Origin of the sequence: Streptomyces sp. NPDC101132 (genome assembly GCF_044759225.1) — a bacterium.
GTDB lineage: Bacteria > Actinomycetota > Actinomycetes > Streptomycetales > Streptomycetaceae > Streptomyces.
In genome coordinates, this window is record NZ_JBIVYX010000003.1 from 287,906 (window position 1) to 300,293 (window position 12,388).

At 73.3% G+C, this 12,388-nt stretch carries 14 protein-coding genes and 1 riboswitch; of the genes, 7 read left to right on the forward strand and 7 right to left on the reverse strand.

Going from position 1 to position 12,388, the window contains the following annotated elements; all coding sequences use genetic code 11:
* Nucleotides 1-141: 141 nt before the first annotated feature.
* The gene (locus ACIQUR_RS08870) at nucleotides 142-474 is read left to right on the forward strand and encodes a bacterioferritin-associated ferredoxin (protein WP_403660565.1); all 333 of its coding nucleotides are present in this window, start codon (nucleotides 142-144) and stop codon (nucleotides 472-474) included.
* A gap of 70 nt (nucleotides 475-544) precedes the next feature.
* Here ACIQUR_RS08870 and bfr read toward each other — a convergent pair whose 3' ends face one another.
* Nucleotides 545-1,024: a bacterioferritin gene (gene bfr, locus ACIQUR_RS08875; protein ID WP_403660567.1), complete on the reverse strand. Its 480-nt coding sequence runs from the start codon at nucleotides 1,022-1,024 to the stop codon at nucleotides 545-547.
* A 181-nt stretch (nucleotides 1,025-1,205) separates the two neighbouring features.
* Between bfr and ACIQUR_RS08880 the strand changes: the two genes are divergently transcribed.
* The gene (locus ACIQUR_RS08880; protein ID WP_403660570.1) at nucleotides 1,206-1,838 is read left to right on the forward strand and encodes a sulfite oxidase-like oxidoreductase; all 633 of its coding nucleotides are present in this window, start codon (nucleotides 1,206-1,208) and stop codon (nucleotides 1,836-1,838) included.
* Nucleotides 1,839-1,893: 55 nt separating this feature from the next.
* On the opposite strand, the gene ACIQUR_RS08885 is transcribed toward ACIQUR_RS08880, so the two are convergent.
* The 6 genes from ACIQUR_RS08885 to thiO form a co-directional block, all read right to left on the reverse strand.
* A complete protein-coding gene (locus ACIQUR_RS08885; protein WP_403660573.1) occupies nucleotides 1,894-2,454 on the reverse strand; it encodes a DUF4396 domain-containing protein in 561 nt (186 codons plus the stop codon).
* Between the two features lie 78 nt (nucleotides 2,455-2,532).
* Nucleotides 2,533-3,390 carry a deoxyribonuclease IV gene (locus ACIQUR_RS08890; RefSeq protein WP_403661430.1) on the reverse strand — a complete coding sequence of 286 codons (858 nt, stop codon included), beginning with the start codon at nucleotides 3,388-3,390 and terminating at the stop codon, nucleotides 2,533-2,535.
* Between the two features lie 8 nt (nucleotides 3,391-3,398).
* On the reverse strand, nucleotides 3,399-5,324 hold the full coding sequence (gene pknB, locus ACIQUR_RS08895) for a Stk1 family PASTA domain-containing Ser/Thr kinase (RefSeq protein WP_403660576.1): 1,926 nt from the start codon (nucleotides 5,322-5,324) through the stop codon (nucleotides 3,399-3,401).
* A gap of 127 nt (nucleotides 5,325-5,451) precedes the next feature.
* Nucleotides 5,452-6,243 (reverse strand): thiazole synthase, encoded by a 792-nt coding sequence (locus tag ACIQUR_RS08900; RefSeq protein ID WP_403660579.1) that lies wholly within the window; start codon nucleotides 6,241-6,243, stop codon nucleotides 5,452-5,454.
* A 2-nt stretch (nucleotides 6,244-6,245) separates the two neighbouring features.
* Entirely contained in the window at nucleotides 6,246-6,446 is a 201-nt protein-coding gene (gene thiS / locus ACIQUR_RS08905; RefSeq protein WP_403660582.1) for a sulfur carrier protein ThiS, read from the reverse strand.
* On the reverse strand, nucleotides 6,443-7,618 hold the full coding sequence (thiO, locus tag ACIQUR_RS08910) for a glycine oxidase ThiO (RefSeq protein ID WP_403660585.1): 1,176 nt from the start codon (nucleotides 7,616-7,618) through the stop codon (nucleotides 6,443-6,445). Before thiO ends, thiS begins: the two co-directional genes overlap by 4 nt.
* A riboswitch (TPP riboswitch) is annotated at nucleotides 7,616-7,728 on the reverse strand. Its footprint overlaps the gene before it by 3 nt.
* A gap of 125 nt (nucleotides 7,729-7,853) precedes the next feature.
* Between thiO and ACIQUR_RS08915 the strand changes: the two genes are divergently transcribed.
* The 5 genes from ACIQUR_RS08915 to ACIQUR_RS08935 all read left to right on the forward strand — a co-directional run bounded on the left by ACIQUR_RS08915 (nucleotide 7,854) and on the right by ACIQUR_RS08935 (nucleotide 12,358).
* Nucleotides 7,854-9,089 carry an NAD(P)/FAD-dependent oxidoreductase gene (locus ACIQUR_RS08915; RefSeq protein WP_403660588.1) on the forward strand — a complete coding sequence of 412 codons (1,236 nt, stop codon included), beginning with the start codon at nucleotides 7,854-7,856 and terminating at the stop codon, nucleotides 9,087-9,089.
* An 80-nt stretch (nucleotides 9,090-9,169) separates the two neighbouring features.
* The gene (locus ACIQUR_RS08920) at nucleotides 9,170-9,535 is read left to right on the forward strand and encodes an Rv2175c family DNA-binding protein (protein ID WP_399939741.1); all 366 of its coding nucleotides are present in this window, start codon (nucleotides 9,170-9,172) and stop codon (nucleotides 9,533-9,535) included.
* A gap of 71 nt (nucleotides 9,536-9,606) precedes the next feature.
* A complete protein-coding gene (gene thiE, locus ACIQUR_RS08925; protein WP_403660591.1) occupies nucleotides 9,607-10,260 on the forward strand; it encodes a thiamine phosphate synthase in 654 nt (217 codons plus the stop codon).
* Between the two features lie 130 nt (nucleotides 10,261-10,390).
* Complete coding sequence (gene metF, locus ACIQUR_RS08930; RefSeq protein WP_403660594.1) at nucleotides 10,391-11,305, forward strand: methylenetetrahydrofolate reductase [NAD(P)H]; 915 nt, start codon at nucleotides 10,391-10,393, stop codon at nucleotides 11,303-11,305.
* Nucleotides 11,306-11,344: 39 nt separating this feature from the next.
* On the forward strand, nucleotides 11,345-12,358 hold the full coding sequence (locus ACIQUR_RS08935) for a hypothetical protein (RefSeq protein ID WP_403660597.1): 1,014 nt from the start codon (nucleotides 11,345-11,347) through the stop codon (nucleotides 12,356-12,358).
* Nucleotides 12,359-12,388: the final 30 nt, after the last annotated feature.

Genomic DNA, 12,388 nt, shown 5'->3' on the forward strand with positions numbered 1-12,388 from the left:
TACGGGAGTGGGGCGCGGATCGATGTGATCCGCGCCCCACTCTCGTTGACAGGGCTTTTACGCCTCGGGGCCCCCGGGTAAAGTTAGGTTAGCCTCACCGAAACGAAGATCGGGAAGGCGCACCGAACATCCTTCCGGGAGGTGAACCGCGTGTACGTCTGCTCTTGCTTCGGCATCACCGACAAGCAGGTCGAGGAGCACGCGGCGAACGGCGCCTGCACCCCCCGCCAGATCGCCTCGGTGACCAAGGCCGGCACGGACTGCGGCTCCTGCGTCCGCACCATCCAGGGCCTCCTCGGCCGCGGCGCCTGCCCGCGCCGCGAGCTGCTGGAGAAGGGCGAGAAGAAGGCCGTGCTGGCGGCCGACCCGGCGCTCGCCGAGTCCCGCCCCGCCCTCGCCGAGTCCCGCCCGGCGCCCTCCGTGGCCCCGCTGGCCGAGACCGCGCCCGAGCCCGAGCTGGCCGAGGCGGCCTGACCGGCCCGGTGGCCCTGCCGGCTCTGCCCGGCGCGGCGGACCGGCCGGTGCCGCGGTCCGGCCGGGAGCCTCAGCTCTCCGGTTGCTCGATCAGCTGCGCGATGTACAGCGACTCGCCGAGGGACTCGATCAGCTCCAGCTGGGTGTCGAGGTAGTCGATGTGGTGCTCCTCGTCCTCCAGGATGTCCTCGAAGAGCCGCGCCGAGGTGATGTCGCCCTTCCCGCGCATGACCTCGATGCCCCGCTTCAGCCGGTCGATCGCCTCGACCTCGACCTGGCGGTCGGCCTGGAACATCTCCGTGATCGTCTGTCCGACGCGCACGTGGAAGAGCCGCTGGTAGTTCGGCAGGCCGTCCAGCATCAGGATGCGCTCGGTCAGCTTGTCCGCGTGCTTCATCTCGTCGATGGACTCTTCACGCGTGTACTTGGCGAGCTTCGTCCAGCCCTTGTTGTCCTGGATGCGGTAGTGCAGCCAGTACTGGTTGATGGCGGTCAGCTCGCCGGTCAGCTGCTCGTTGAGAAATTCGAGGACCTCGGGGTCGCCCTGCATCGCAGAGGCTCCTTCCAACGCGTGTGGCTGGGCTCGGGCCCCGCCCAGGACTGCCTGGGGGAGTTGGGCGCATCCTTGCACCGCCACCGGGGGCCGTCCAGTAAGTGCCTCCTTAGTAGGAGTTGCCCGAATAGGCCTCCGCTGGTCATGACCACCCCGTCCCGTCTGTCACCATGGAGTTATGGGTCAGCCGGAACGCCGGGAATCTCCGGGAGCAGAGCACCTGGAGCTTCCTCCGGGGCAGCGCTTGCAGCGTGGCTGGCCGGTCACCCACTACGGGCCCGTACCCAAGTTCAAGCCGGACCGCTGGGAATTCAGGGTCTTCGGGGCCACCACGGACGGCGAGAAGCACTGCTGGAACCACGAGGAGTTCTCGGCCCTGCCGTTCGCCTCGGTCGTGGCGGACCTGCACTGCGTCACGAAGTTCAGCATGCAGGGGGCCGAATGGGGTGGGGTGCTCGCGCGCACCGTCCTGGAACTCGCCCCGCCCGCGCCCGCCGTCACGCACGTGATGGTGTGGGCCGAGTACGGCTTCAGCTCCAACATGCGTCTGTCGGACTTCGCTTCGGAGCGCACGGTCTTCGCCACCCACCAGGGCGGTGAGCCCCTCACCGCCGAGCACGGCTTCCCGCTGCGTCTCGTGGTCCCGCACCTCTACGCCTGGAAGGGCCCCAAGTGGGTGCGCGGCGTGGAGTACATGACGGCCGACCGCCGCGGCTTCTGGGAGGAGCGCGGCTACCACAACATCGGCGATCCCTGGCGCGAACAGCGGTACTCGTACCAGGAGGAGCCGGGGGACGGCCCGGAGCTGTAGCTCCGGGCCGGCCGTTCCCCGAGCGGTGCGTGCCGCCCTCCGGTGTGGCGGTGCGTCAGTGGTGGAACCGGTGCACCACCGCGTGGCCCTTGCCGCGGCCGATCATCCACTTGTTGACCGGGGTGGTCACGACGAAGGCGATCAGCAGGGAGATCGCCAGGACGAACCAGAACAGCGGGTCGGCCAGGTGCGCGTCCATCGCGCCGGGCCACAGCGCGATCACGCTGTTGTCGATCAGCTCCATCACGGCGATCGAGAGGGTGTCGGCGGCCAGGGCCACCCGGACCGCGGCGCGGAAGCCGACGCCGGCCCCGAGGATGCCGCGCAGGGTGAGCGCGTACCCGAAGAAGAAGGCCAGGACGATCGCCAGGATCATCGTCGAAACGTTTCCCCAGCCCAGTGCGGTGCCGATCACCATGCCGAGGACCTCGCCGATGGCGCAGCCGGTGAGGCAGTGCAGGGTGGCCTTCGCCGCCATGGCCCAGCTGACCTCGCCGTGACCGCCGTGACCGGCCTGGTCGGCGTGGTCCACGTGCCCGGTGTGGTCGGTGTGTCCGCTGTGGTCCATGTGTCCAGCGTGACCCATGTGCTCGGTGTCGTGGTGCGCGTGCTCCATCGGAAACCCCCAAAGCAAGGTATGCGGTCCTGCCGATGTGCAGAACCGTATACCCCTGGGGGGTATTCCCTCAACCGGTCAGTGGATCTCGCGCAGCTCCTTCAGGCGGGCCACGTCCGCCGCGTGCCCCTCCTTGCCGCCCGGCGTCTCGATGACCAGCGGCACGCCCTCCGTCGCGGGGTGCGAGAACAGCTCGCGGAACGCGTCCTCCCCGATGTGGCCGGCGCCGATGTTGGCGTGCCGGTCCCGGTGCGCGCCCACGCCCTCCTTGGAGTCGTTGGCGTGGATCAGCTTCAGCCGTCCCTCGCCGACCGTGTCCACCAGCAGGTCCAGGGTCTCCTTCGTCCCGCCCGGTGCCGCCAGGTCGTGCCCGGCGGCGAAGATGTGGCAGGTGTCCAGGCAGACGCCCAGCTTCGGGTGGGCGTCCAGGGCCTCGAAGTACGGTCCGAAGTCCCACGTGCGCGAGCACAGCGAGAAGCCCTGCCCCGCCGTCGACTCCAGCAGCAGGAACGGGTCGTCGTCGTGGGTCAGCTCGTCGAGCAGCGGCAGCATGTGCTCCCTGACCTGCGCGAACGCCTTCTCGCGAGGACGTCCGCCGGTCGCCGAGCCGGTGTGCACGACCACGCCGAGCGCGCCGATCTCGCGGCCGCGCCGCAGCGAGTGGCGCAGCGACTCCACGGACCGCTCCACCGTCGCCGGGGTGTGCGAGCCGAAGTTGATCAGGTACGGGGCGTGCACGTACGCCGGGATGCCCTCGTCGGCGCACGCGGCGCGGAACGCCTCGTCCTGGGCCGGGTTGCCGGCGGGGGTGGCCCAGCCGCGCGGGTTGGCGACGAAGACCTGTACGGTCTCGGCCCCCATCTCCCGCGCGTAGGTCAGCCCGACGCGGTCGAGCCCGCCGGCGACGGGCACGTGCCCGCCCACTGGGTTGCGCAGTGCTGTCGTCACAGTCCCTTGATCCTGATGGTGATCGTGCTGCCCTCGGGGGCGGTCGTGCCGCCCTTGACCGACTGGCTCGCCACGTCGTCGCTGAAGGAGATGAACGGCTTCTCCACCTTGACCTCGAAGCCGGCGTCCTCCAGGGCCCGCTTGGCGTCCTCCACGTTCCGGCCGGTGACGTCGGGCACCGGGACCATTCGCGGCCCCTTGGAGACGGTGAGCACCACGGTGTCGCCGGTGGCGGCCTTGGCTCCCGCGGCCACCGACTGGTTGGCCACCGTGCCCTGCGGCTGCGGGGAGTTGATCTGCTCCGCGGCGACCTGCACCTTCAGGCCCAGGCCCTCCAGCGCGGAGCGGGCGTCGTCCAGCGGGGAGCCGACCACGCCGGGCACGTCCACCGGGGCGCCCTTGCTGACGACGATCGCGACGGCCGTGTCCGGGGCCCGCTTCTCGCCCGCCTCGGGATCGGTGCCGATGACCGAGCCGCGCGGCACGGCCCCGCTGAACGCCTGGGTGACCATGCCGGGGGCCAGGCCCACCTTCGCCAGTTCGGCCTTGGCGCGTTCCAGCGGGAGCCCCTTCACCTTGGGCACGGTGACGATCTCCGGCCCGCGGGAGAGCACGAGGGACACCGAGCCGTTGCCCCGGATCTGCGCGCCCGGCGCCGGGTCGGTGCCGATCACCTTGCCGCGCTCGACGGTCTCGCTGAACTCCTGGCGTACGTCGCCCACGTCGAGGCCGGCCTCCGCCAGCCGGTCCCGGGCCTCCGCCTCGGTCTTGCCGAGCAGGCTGGGTACGCGGGTGAACTGGCCGGCGCCGATGTACCAGACGCCGGTGCCCAGCGCGAGCACCAGCAGCGTCCCCACCAGGGCGATCAGCGTGCCGCGGGAGGGCCGCCGCCGGGCCGGGCCGGACGGCGCCCCCGGCGGCAGGGGCGGCACCGGCGGGTGCTCGAAGCGGGTGGTGTGGCTCACGTCGTCCGCGGGGGCGGACGTGGCGACCGGCCGGGGGACCACGCTGGTGCGGTCCTCGGAGGCGCTGTGGGCCTCGGCGCGCGACTGCGGCGGCACCGCGTCGAGCTGCGCGTCGCTGAGGGCGGCGCGGGCCTCGCGTACCTGCGCGAGCAGCATCACCGCGTCGTACGGGCGCAGGTCGGGGTTGCGCGCGGTGGCGGTGGCGACCAGCTCGTCCAGCTCCACCGGCAGACCGGCCACGGCGGCCGAGGGCGGCGGCACGTCCTCGTTCAGGTGGCGGTAGAGCACCTGGGCCGGGGTGTCGCCGGAGTGCGGCTTGCCGCCGGTGAGCATCTCGTACAGCACGACGCCGCAGGCGTAGACGTCCACGCGGGTGTCGGCGGTGCCGTTCTCGATCTGCTCGGGCGCGAGGTAGGAGACGGTGCCGAGCACCGCGCCGGTGGTGTCGGTGACCGAGCCCACGGCCCTGACCAGGCCGAAGTCGGCGACCTTGACCCGTCCGTCGTCGCCGATGAGGACGTTCTCGGGCTTCATGTCCCGGTGGACGAACCCGGCCCGGTGGGCGGCACCGAGGGCGGCGAGCACCGGCTCCAGGACGTCCAGCGCGGCGCGCGGCTGCAGGGCGCCGCGCTCGCGGAGCAGGTCGCGCAGGGTGCAGCCGCTGACGTACTCCATGGCGAGGTAGACGTACGGCCCGTCGGTGCCCTGGTCGAACACGGCCACCACGTTCGGGTGCGCCAGCCGGGCCACGGACTTCGCCTCGCGGATGAACCGCTCGACGAAGGCGCCGTCGGCGGCGAGCGCCGGGTGCATCACCTTGAGCGCGAGGACGCGGTCGAGCCGGGTGTCGACGGCCCGGTAGACGGTGGCCATGCCGCCGACGGCGATGCGGGCGTCGACGCGGTAGCGGCCGTCGATCACGCGCCCGACGAGCGGGTCTTCCAGGGTCGTATCCACCAGGGAATTCTACGAGTGCCGCCCCGCCTCCCGGCCCGGGTCCCCGTGCCTTGCGGCACACCTGTGACGCACCACGCCGCGCCGGGCCCCGACCGGGACGGGGCCCGGGCCCGGCACGGCCGGGCGGTCAGAAGGCCGGGCGTTCCGGGTCCAGGGCGGCGCGGCCCTCCACGGGGGACGACGCCTCGGCGAAGTGCCGGCGGGGGATCCGCCCCGCCCGGTACGCCAGCCGCCCGGCGGAGACGGCGTCCCGCATCGCCCCCGCCATCAGCACCGGCTCCTGCGCCCGCGTCACGGCGGAGGCCAGCATCACCGCGGCGCACCCCAGTTCCATCGCCAGCGCCGCGTCCGAGGCCGTGCCCGCCCCCGCGTCCAGGATCACCGGCACCCCCGCCCGCTCGGTTATCAGCTGGAAGTTGTGCGGGTTGCGGATGCCGAGTCCGGAACCGATCGGCGACCCCAGCGGCATGATCGCCGCGCACCCCGCGTCCTCCAGCTTCCGCGCGAGCACCGGGTCGTCGTTCGTGTACGGCAGCACGGTGAAGCCGTCGTCCACCAGCACCTCGGCGGCGTCCAGCAGCTCGACCGGGTCCGGCAGCAGGGTCCGCTCGTCGGCGACCACCTCCAGCTTGATCCAGTCGGTGCCCAGCGCCTCCCGGGCCAGCCGCGCGGTCAGCACCGCCTCGCCGGCCGTGAAGCACCCGGCGGTGTTCGGCAGCACCTGGATCCCCAGCCTGGACAGCACCGAGAGCACCGAGCCCTGCACCGTGGGGTCCAGGCGGCGCATCGCCACCGTGGTCAGCTCGGTGCCGGAGGCGACCAGGGCGCGTTCCAGGACGTCCAGGCTGGGCGCGCCTCCGGTGCCCATGATCAGGCGGGAGGAGAAGGTCCGGCCGCCGAGGGTGAGGAGGTCGGACATGCTCAGCCTCCCTGCACCGCGGTCAGCACCTCGACCCGGTCGCCGTCGCCGAGGGCCGTCGCCGGCCACTGGCCGCGCGGCACCACGGTCTCGTTGACGGCGGCGGCCACCCCGGAGGGAGCCGAGGTCAGGGTGGCGACCAGCGCGTCCAGCGTGGTCCCGGCGGCGATCTCGCGGGGTTCGCCGTTCACGGACACGGTCATACGAGGGACTCCTCACGTACTGCTGCGGGGGAGAAGCGGCGCGGCGTGAACGCGCGGGCCACCTCCGGCAGTTCACCGGTGGCCAGCAGCTCCGCCATCACCTCGCCGGTGAGGGGGGTCAGCAGCACGCCGTTGCGGTAGTGCCCGGTGGCCAGGTGCAGGCCGGGCAGCTCCGTGGGGCCCAGCAGCGGGGCGTTGTCGGGGGAGGCGGGGCGCAGGCCGGCCCGGGTCTCGGTGAGCGGGAGTTCGGTCAGGCCGGGCACCAGCTCGTGGGCGTCGCGGAGGAGTTCGTACACCCCGCCCGCGGTGACGGTGGTGTCCCAGCCCAGCTCCTCGCTGGTGGCCCCGACGACCAGCTCGCCGTTCTCCCGGGGCACCAGGTAGACGTGGCTGCCGCGGACCACGGCGCGGACCGTGCGGGTGAGGAACGGCGCGTACGCCCCCGGCACCGTCAGCCGCAGCACCTGACCCTTGACCGGCCGGACCGGCGGCACGACCTCCGGCGGCAGGCCGGCCAGCCGGCCGCTGTGGCTGCCGGCGGCCAGCACCACCTGGTCGGCGGCGAGTTCCTCGCCGGTGTCGAGCACGGCGCCGGCGGCCCGGTCGGCGGTGACGGTCAGCCGCTCCACGGAGGTCTGGTGGAAGAGCACGCCGGCCCGCTCGCAGGCCGCGACCAGGGCCGCGGCCAGCCGCCGCGGATCCACCTGGTGGTCGCCGTCGACGCGAAGCCCGCCGCGCACCCCGGGCGCCAGCATCGGCTCCAGGCGGCGGCACTCGCGGCCGGTGAGCCACTCCGACTCCAGCCCGCAGCGCCGCTGCAGCGCGTGCAGCTCGCGCAGGTGCGTACGGTCGTCCGCGTCCAGCGCCACGGCCAGCGTGCCGCAGGCGCGGTAGCCGATGTCCAGGCCGCCGCTCGCCTCGGTCAACTCCGCCTCGAACTCGGGGTAGCGGGCGGCGGAGGCGAGGTTGAGGCCGAGCAGGGTCTCCTCGCCGTAGTGGAGTTCGGTGACGGCGGCGAGCATGCCGGCCGCCACCTGGGCGGCGCCGCCGCCGGGCCGCGGGTCGGCGAGCGCGGTGCGCAGCCCGCGCCGCGCGGCGCGCCAGGCCGTGACCAGGCCGATGATCCCGCCCCCGATGACGAGGACGTCGGATCCCTTACGAGATGGGTGCATGGGCGTCCAGCCCCTCCCTTCGCCGGCATGACCCGGATCAGGTTCGTACGGTCGGAGGCCGGCCAGCCTCCCTCTCAGCCCGGTCCGCCCGGGCTCCCGCGATAGGTACGGTGGCCAGACTATCCCCCGGCCCCGAGCGCGGGTAAGGCCGCCCGCGAGCACGCCGCGAGCGGCGCTCCGCCCCGGACGGACACCGACTTTCCTGACGATCCGTCAGGTGGTTAGGGTGTGCGGCGTGAGCGATCAGCTGAGTCAGACCCAGGACACGGCGCACGGCGTCGTCATCGTCGGCGCGGGCATGGCGGGCGTGCAGACCGCCGTGGCCCTGCGCGAACAGGGCTGGACGGGACCGGTGACCCTGCTCGGCGCCGAACCCCACCAGCCGTACGACCGGCCGCCGCTCTCCAAGGCGGTGCTGCTCGGCAAGGCCGAGGACTCCGCCTTCGACGTCGACTTCCAGGGGCTCGGCATCGAGCTGCGCCTCGGCGTCGAGGTCACCGGCCTGCGCGCCGCCGACCACGAGGTGGACACCTCCGCGGGCCCGGTCCCGTACGCCACCCTGGTCCTCGCCACCGGCGCCGAGCCCCTCACTCTCCCGGGCACCGAGGGCGTGCCGGGCGTGCACCTGCTGCGCACCCTCGACGACGCCGAGCGGCTGAAGCCCGTGATCACCGAGCGGCACGACGTCGTCGTGGTGGGCGCCGGCTGGATCGGCGCCGAGTTCGCCACCGCCGCCCGCGAGGCCGGCTGCGCCGTCACCGTGGTCGAGGCGGCAGCCCGCCCGCTCGCCGGTGCGCTGCCCGCCGAGGTCGCCGACGCGATGTCCGGCTGGTACGCCGAGGCCGGCGCCCGCCTGGTGACCGGCGCCCGGGTGGCCGAGGTCACCCCCGGCGCCGTGGTGCTCGCCGACGGCACCGAGCTGCCCGCGGGTGCCGTGGTCGTGGGCATCGGCGCCCGGCCCGCGACCGGCTGGCTCGACGGCTCGGGCATCGAGCGGGGCGCGGACGGCTCCGTCACCGCCGACGACCACCTGGCCACCTCGCTGCCCGACGTGTACGCGGTCGGCGACTGCGCCTCCTTCCCCTCGGCGCGCTTCGGCGGGCGGCTCGTCGTCCACCACTGGGACAACGCCCTCCAGGGTCCCCGGACGGTGGCCGCGAACATCCTGGCCGGGCCCGGCGGCGAGGCCCTCGTGTACGACCCGGTGCCCTACTTCTGGTCGGAGCAGTTCGGCCGCTTCGTGCAGTACGCGGGCCACCACGCCGAGGGCGACGCGCTGGTCTGGCGCGGGGACCCGGCCGAGGCCGCCTGGTCCGCGTGCTGGCTGCGCGGCGAGGCCCTGGTCGCGGTGCTGGCCGTGGGCCGGCCCCGGGACCTGGCGCAGGGCCGCAAGCTCATCGAGAGCGGCGTCCCGGTGGACCCGGCCCGGGTGGCCGACGCCGCGGCCCCGCTGAAGTCCGCCGCCCGCTGACGCGCGGGGGTGCGGTTCGCCGTACCCCCTCCGGCACCGCCCGGGTACCGGCTGTCGGTCCGGGATGGCAGGCTTGTCCCGTGACCGAGATTGACGCAAAGATCGATGCTCTCGTCCCCGAGTGGCTCTACCTCCCCGACATCGCCGAAATGCTGGACGTCGAGGTGACGCGCATCCGCCAGCTGGTGAAGGAGGGCCAGCTGATCGCGGTGCGCCGCGGTGAGAACCGCGCCCTCCAGGTGCCGGCCGCCTTCATCGACGGCGACAAGGTGGTCAAGGGCCTCTCCGGAACCCTCACGCTGCTGCGGGACGACGGCTTCACCGACGAGGAGATGCTGGAGTGGCTCTTCACGGCGGACCCGACCCTGCCCGGCACGCCGGCACAGGCCCTGAGTGAGAATCGCGGCACGGAAGTGAAGCGCCGCGCCCAGGCGCTCGCCGTCTGATCCGAACCGAACCACCACGCGGCGTACGGGCCCGAGCGGCCCGTACGCCGCCCCACCCGGGGGGTACCTCCATGTCCGTCGACGCCCGCGCCGCCCTGTCCGACGCCCGGCTCTACCTCTGCACGGACGCGCGCAAGCGCCAGGGGGACCTCCCCGAGTTCCTCGACGCCGTCCTCGCCGGCGGGGTCGACGTCGTGCAGCTGCGCGACAAGGGCATGGAGGCCGCAGAGGAGCTGGAGCACCTCCAGGTCTTCGCCGAGGCCGCCCGCCGCCACGGCCGGCTGCTCGCGGTCAACGACCGCGCCGACGTCGCGCACGCCATCGGCTCCGACGTGCTGCACCTCGGCCAGGGCGACATCCCCGTCCCGGCCGCCCGCGCGATCCTGGGCGACGGCGTGCTGATCGGCCGCTCCTGCCACGCGGAGTCCGAGGTCGCCGCGGCCGCCGCCGAGCCGGGTGTCGACTACTTCTGCACCGGCCCCTGCTGGCCCACCCCCACCAAGCCCGGCCGCCACGCCCCGGGCCTCGACCTGGTCCGGTACGCGGCCTCGCTCGGCCAGGACCGGCCGTGGTTCGCCATCGGCGGCATCGACGCCGGGAACCTGGACGAGGTGCTGGACGCCGGCGCCTCCCGGGTGGTCGTGGTCCGTGCGATCACCGAGGCCGACGACCCCGGTGCGGCCGCCGCCGACCTGGCCAAGCGCGTGCGGTCCCGACTCCTCTGAGCAACCGGAATCGTCGGTTCCGCCGGTTCGGGAGGGGCTCCGGGGCCTCCGGTCCATCAGAGTGTCCAAAAACGTGTCCGATGGGTGGACACGTCTTGGGGTGATCATGGAGTTTGTCTAGCCTCCTCGTATGGCCCTTGGCACCGCTTCCACCAGAACCGACCGTGCGCGCACGGTCCGCGACATGCTCGCGTCCGGTACGTCGTACTCGTTCGAGTTCTGGGCGCCCAAGACGGAGAAGGGCAACCGGAACCTCTGGAACGCCCTCCGCCGGGTCGAGGCGGTCGCCCCCAGCTTCGTGTCCGTGACCTACGGCGCGGGCGGCTCCACCCGGGGCGGCACGGTCAAGGCCACCCAGGAGATCGCAGCCGACACCACCCTGACCCCGGTCGCGCACCTCACCGCGGTCGACCACTCCGTGGCCGAGCTGCGGAACGTCATCGGCCAGTTCGCGGACGCGGGAATCCGCAACATGCTGGCCCTGCGCGGCGACCCGCCGGGCGACCCGATGGGCGAGTGGGTGCCGCACCCGGAGGGCGTGCACTACGCGGCCGACCTCGTCCGGCTGCTCAAGGAGTCCGGCGACTTCTGCGTCGGCGTCGCGGCCTTCCCCGACATGCACCCCCGGTCCTCCGACTGGGATTCGGACATCAGGCACTTCGTGGACAAGTGCCGTGCGGGTGCGGATTACGCGATCACCCAGATGTTCTTCGATCCGGAGAACTACCTGAGGCTGCGCGACCGCGTCGAGGCGGCCGGCTGCGAGACCCCGATCATCCCCGAGGTCATGCCAGTTGTCGGCATCCGGCAGCTCGACCGGCTGCCCCAGCTGAGCAACGCGGTCTTCCCGGAGGACGTGAAAGAGCGCATGCTCGCCGTCAAGGACGATCCGGCCGCTGTACGCTCCATTGGCATCGAGTTCGCCACGGAGTTCTGCGCGCGGCTGTTGTCCGAGGGAGTCCCCGGACTGCACTTCATCACGCTCAACAACTCCACGGCGACCCTCGAGATCTACGAGAATCTGGGCCTGCACCAGCGGCCCTGACCGGCCGTACCCGCGCGGCCGTACCGAGAGGGGCCATGCATGGGCTGGACGGTCCTCTACATCGCGTTCGGCGTCGTCGCGTTGTGGCTGCTGGCCGAGGTGCTGCTGCAGTACAAGGCTCGGCTGCGCTGGCGCGTGCTCGCCTTCGCCGGATTCCTCGGCGTGGTCGCGGGCGTACTGATCAACTCGGTGCTGGTCATCGGCGTGGGCGCGACCGCGTTCGCCGTCGGCCAGACCCTGGTCACCCTCTCCTTCCGGCGCGGCTTCGTGGCCGGCTGGGCCCTGAACGCCAAACGCGAGGCGGCCGAGCCCGAGCCCGGCCGGCGCGGCAGACGGCGCGGCGGCAGCGACGCGGGCCGCCGCGAGGAGCCCGCGCTGCGGGTCTCGGACCTGGAGTACGGGCCCGAGGGCGACGCCGACCCCTCGGAGCAGCCGGACGGGGCCCCCGACGCGCCGGGCTACACCGGGGCGTCCGACGAGGGCGCGTACGCCGGCTCCTACGATGCCCCCCAGGACGCGACGGCCGTCTACGAGCCCGTGCCGGCCGAGGCGGGCTACCCGTACGCGGACCCGGGCACCGACGGCGCCGGGACCGACTACGCGGGCGCCGGCGGGTACGCGGCGGCCGGCGCGGACTACTCCGGCTACTACGACCCGCAGCAGCCCGCCCAGGACCCGTACGCGGGCGCCGGGACGGGCTACGCCGCGACCTTCGAGGGCCAGGACGGCTACGGCGGCGGCTACGACTACGGTGCCGGCGAGCAGCAGACGTACGCCGCGTACTCCGACCCGTACATCGGCACCGGGGCCGTCACGCCCCAGTCCGACCCCGGCGCCTACGCGGCCTACGACTACGGCTACGGGACGGGCGAGCAGATGTACCCCGCCTACCCGGACCCGTACACCGGCCAGCACCAGTACGCGACGGACACCCCGCCCGGGGGCGTCTGGGTGCCGCAGCAGCGCGACGTCGAGCAGCCGTACCCGGCCGACCAGCCCGGGCCCTACCCCTACCAGGGCGCGCCCGGCGAGTACGAGCAGTACCGCTACTGAGCCGCGGGGCGGCGGCCCGCCGGGGGCCGC

Coding starts and splice junctions, on each gene's coding strand:
- thiE (WP_403660591.1), top strand. CDS start 9,607: ATGTCCGTCGACGCCCGCGCCGCCCTGTCCGACGCCCGGCTCTACCTC.
- ACIQUR_RS08900 (WP_403660579.1), bottom strand. CDS start 6,243: ATGTCCGACCTCCTCACCCTCGGCGGCCGGACCTTCTCCTCCCGCCTG.
- ACIQUR_RS08880 (WP_403660570.1), top strand. CDS start 1,206: ATGGGTCAGCCGGAACGCCGGGAATCTCCGGGAGCAGAGCACCTGGAG.
- bfr (WP_403660567.1), bottom strand. CDS start 1,024: ATGCAGGGCGACCCCGAGGTCCTCGAATTTCTCAACGAGCAGCTGACC.
- thiS (WP_403660582.1), bottom strand. CDS start 6,446: ATGACCGTGTCCGTGAACGGCGAACCCCGCGAGATCGCCGCCGGGACC.
- ACIQUR_RS08935 (WP_403660597.1), top strand. CDS start 11,345: ATGGGCTGGACGGTCCTCTACATCGCGTTCGGCGTCGTCGCGTTGTGG.
- thiO (WP_403660585.1), bottom strand. CDS start 7,618: ATGCACCCATCTCGTAAGGGATCCGACGTCCTCGTCATCGGGGGCGGG.
- metF (WP_403660594.1), top strand. CDS start 10,391: ATGGCCCTTGGCACCGCTTCCACCAGAACCGACCGTGCGCGCACGGTC.
- ACIQUR_RS08885 (WP_403660573.1), bottom strand. CDS start 2,454: ATGGAGCACGCGCACCACGACACCGAGCACATGGGTCACGCTGGACAC.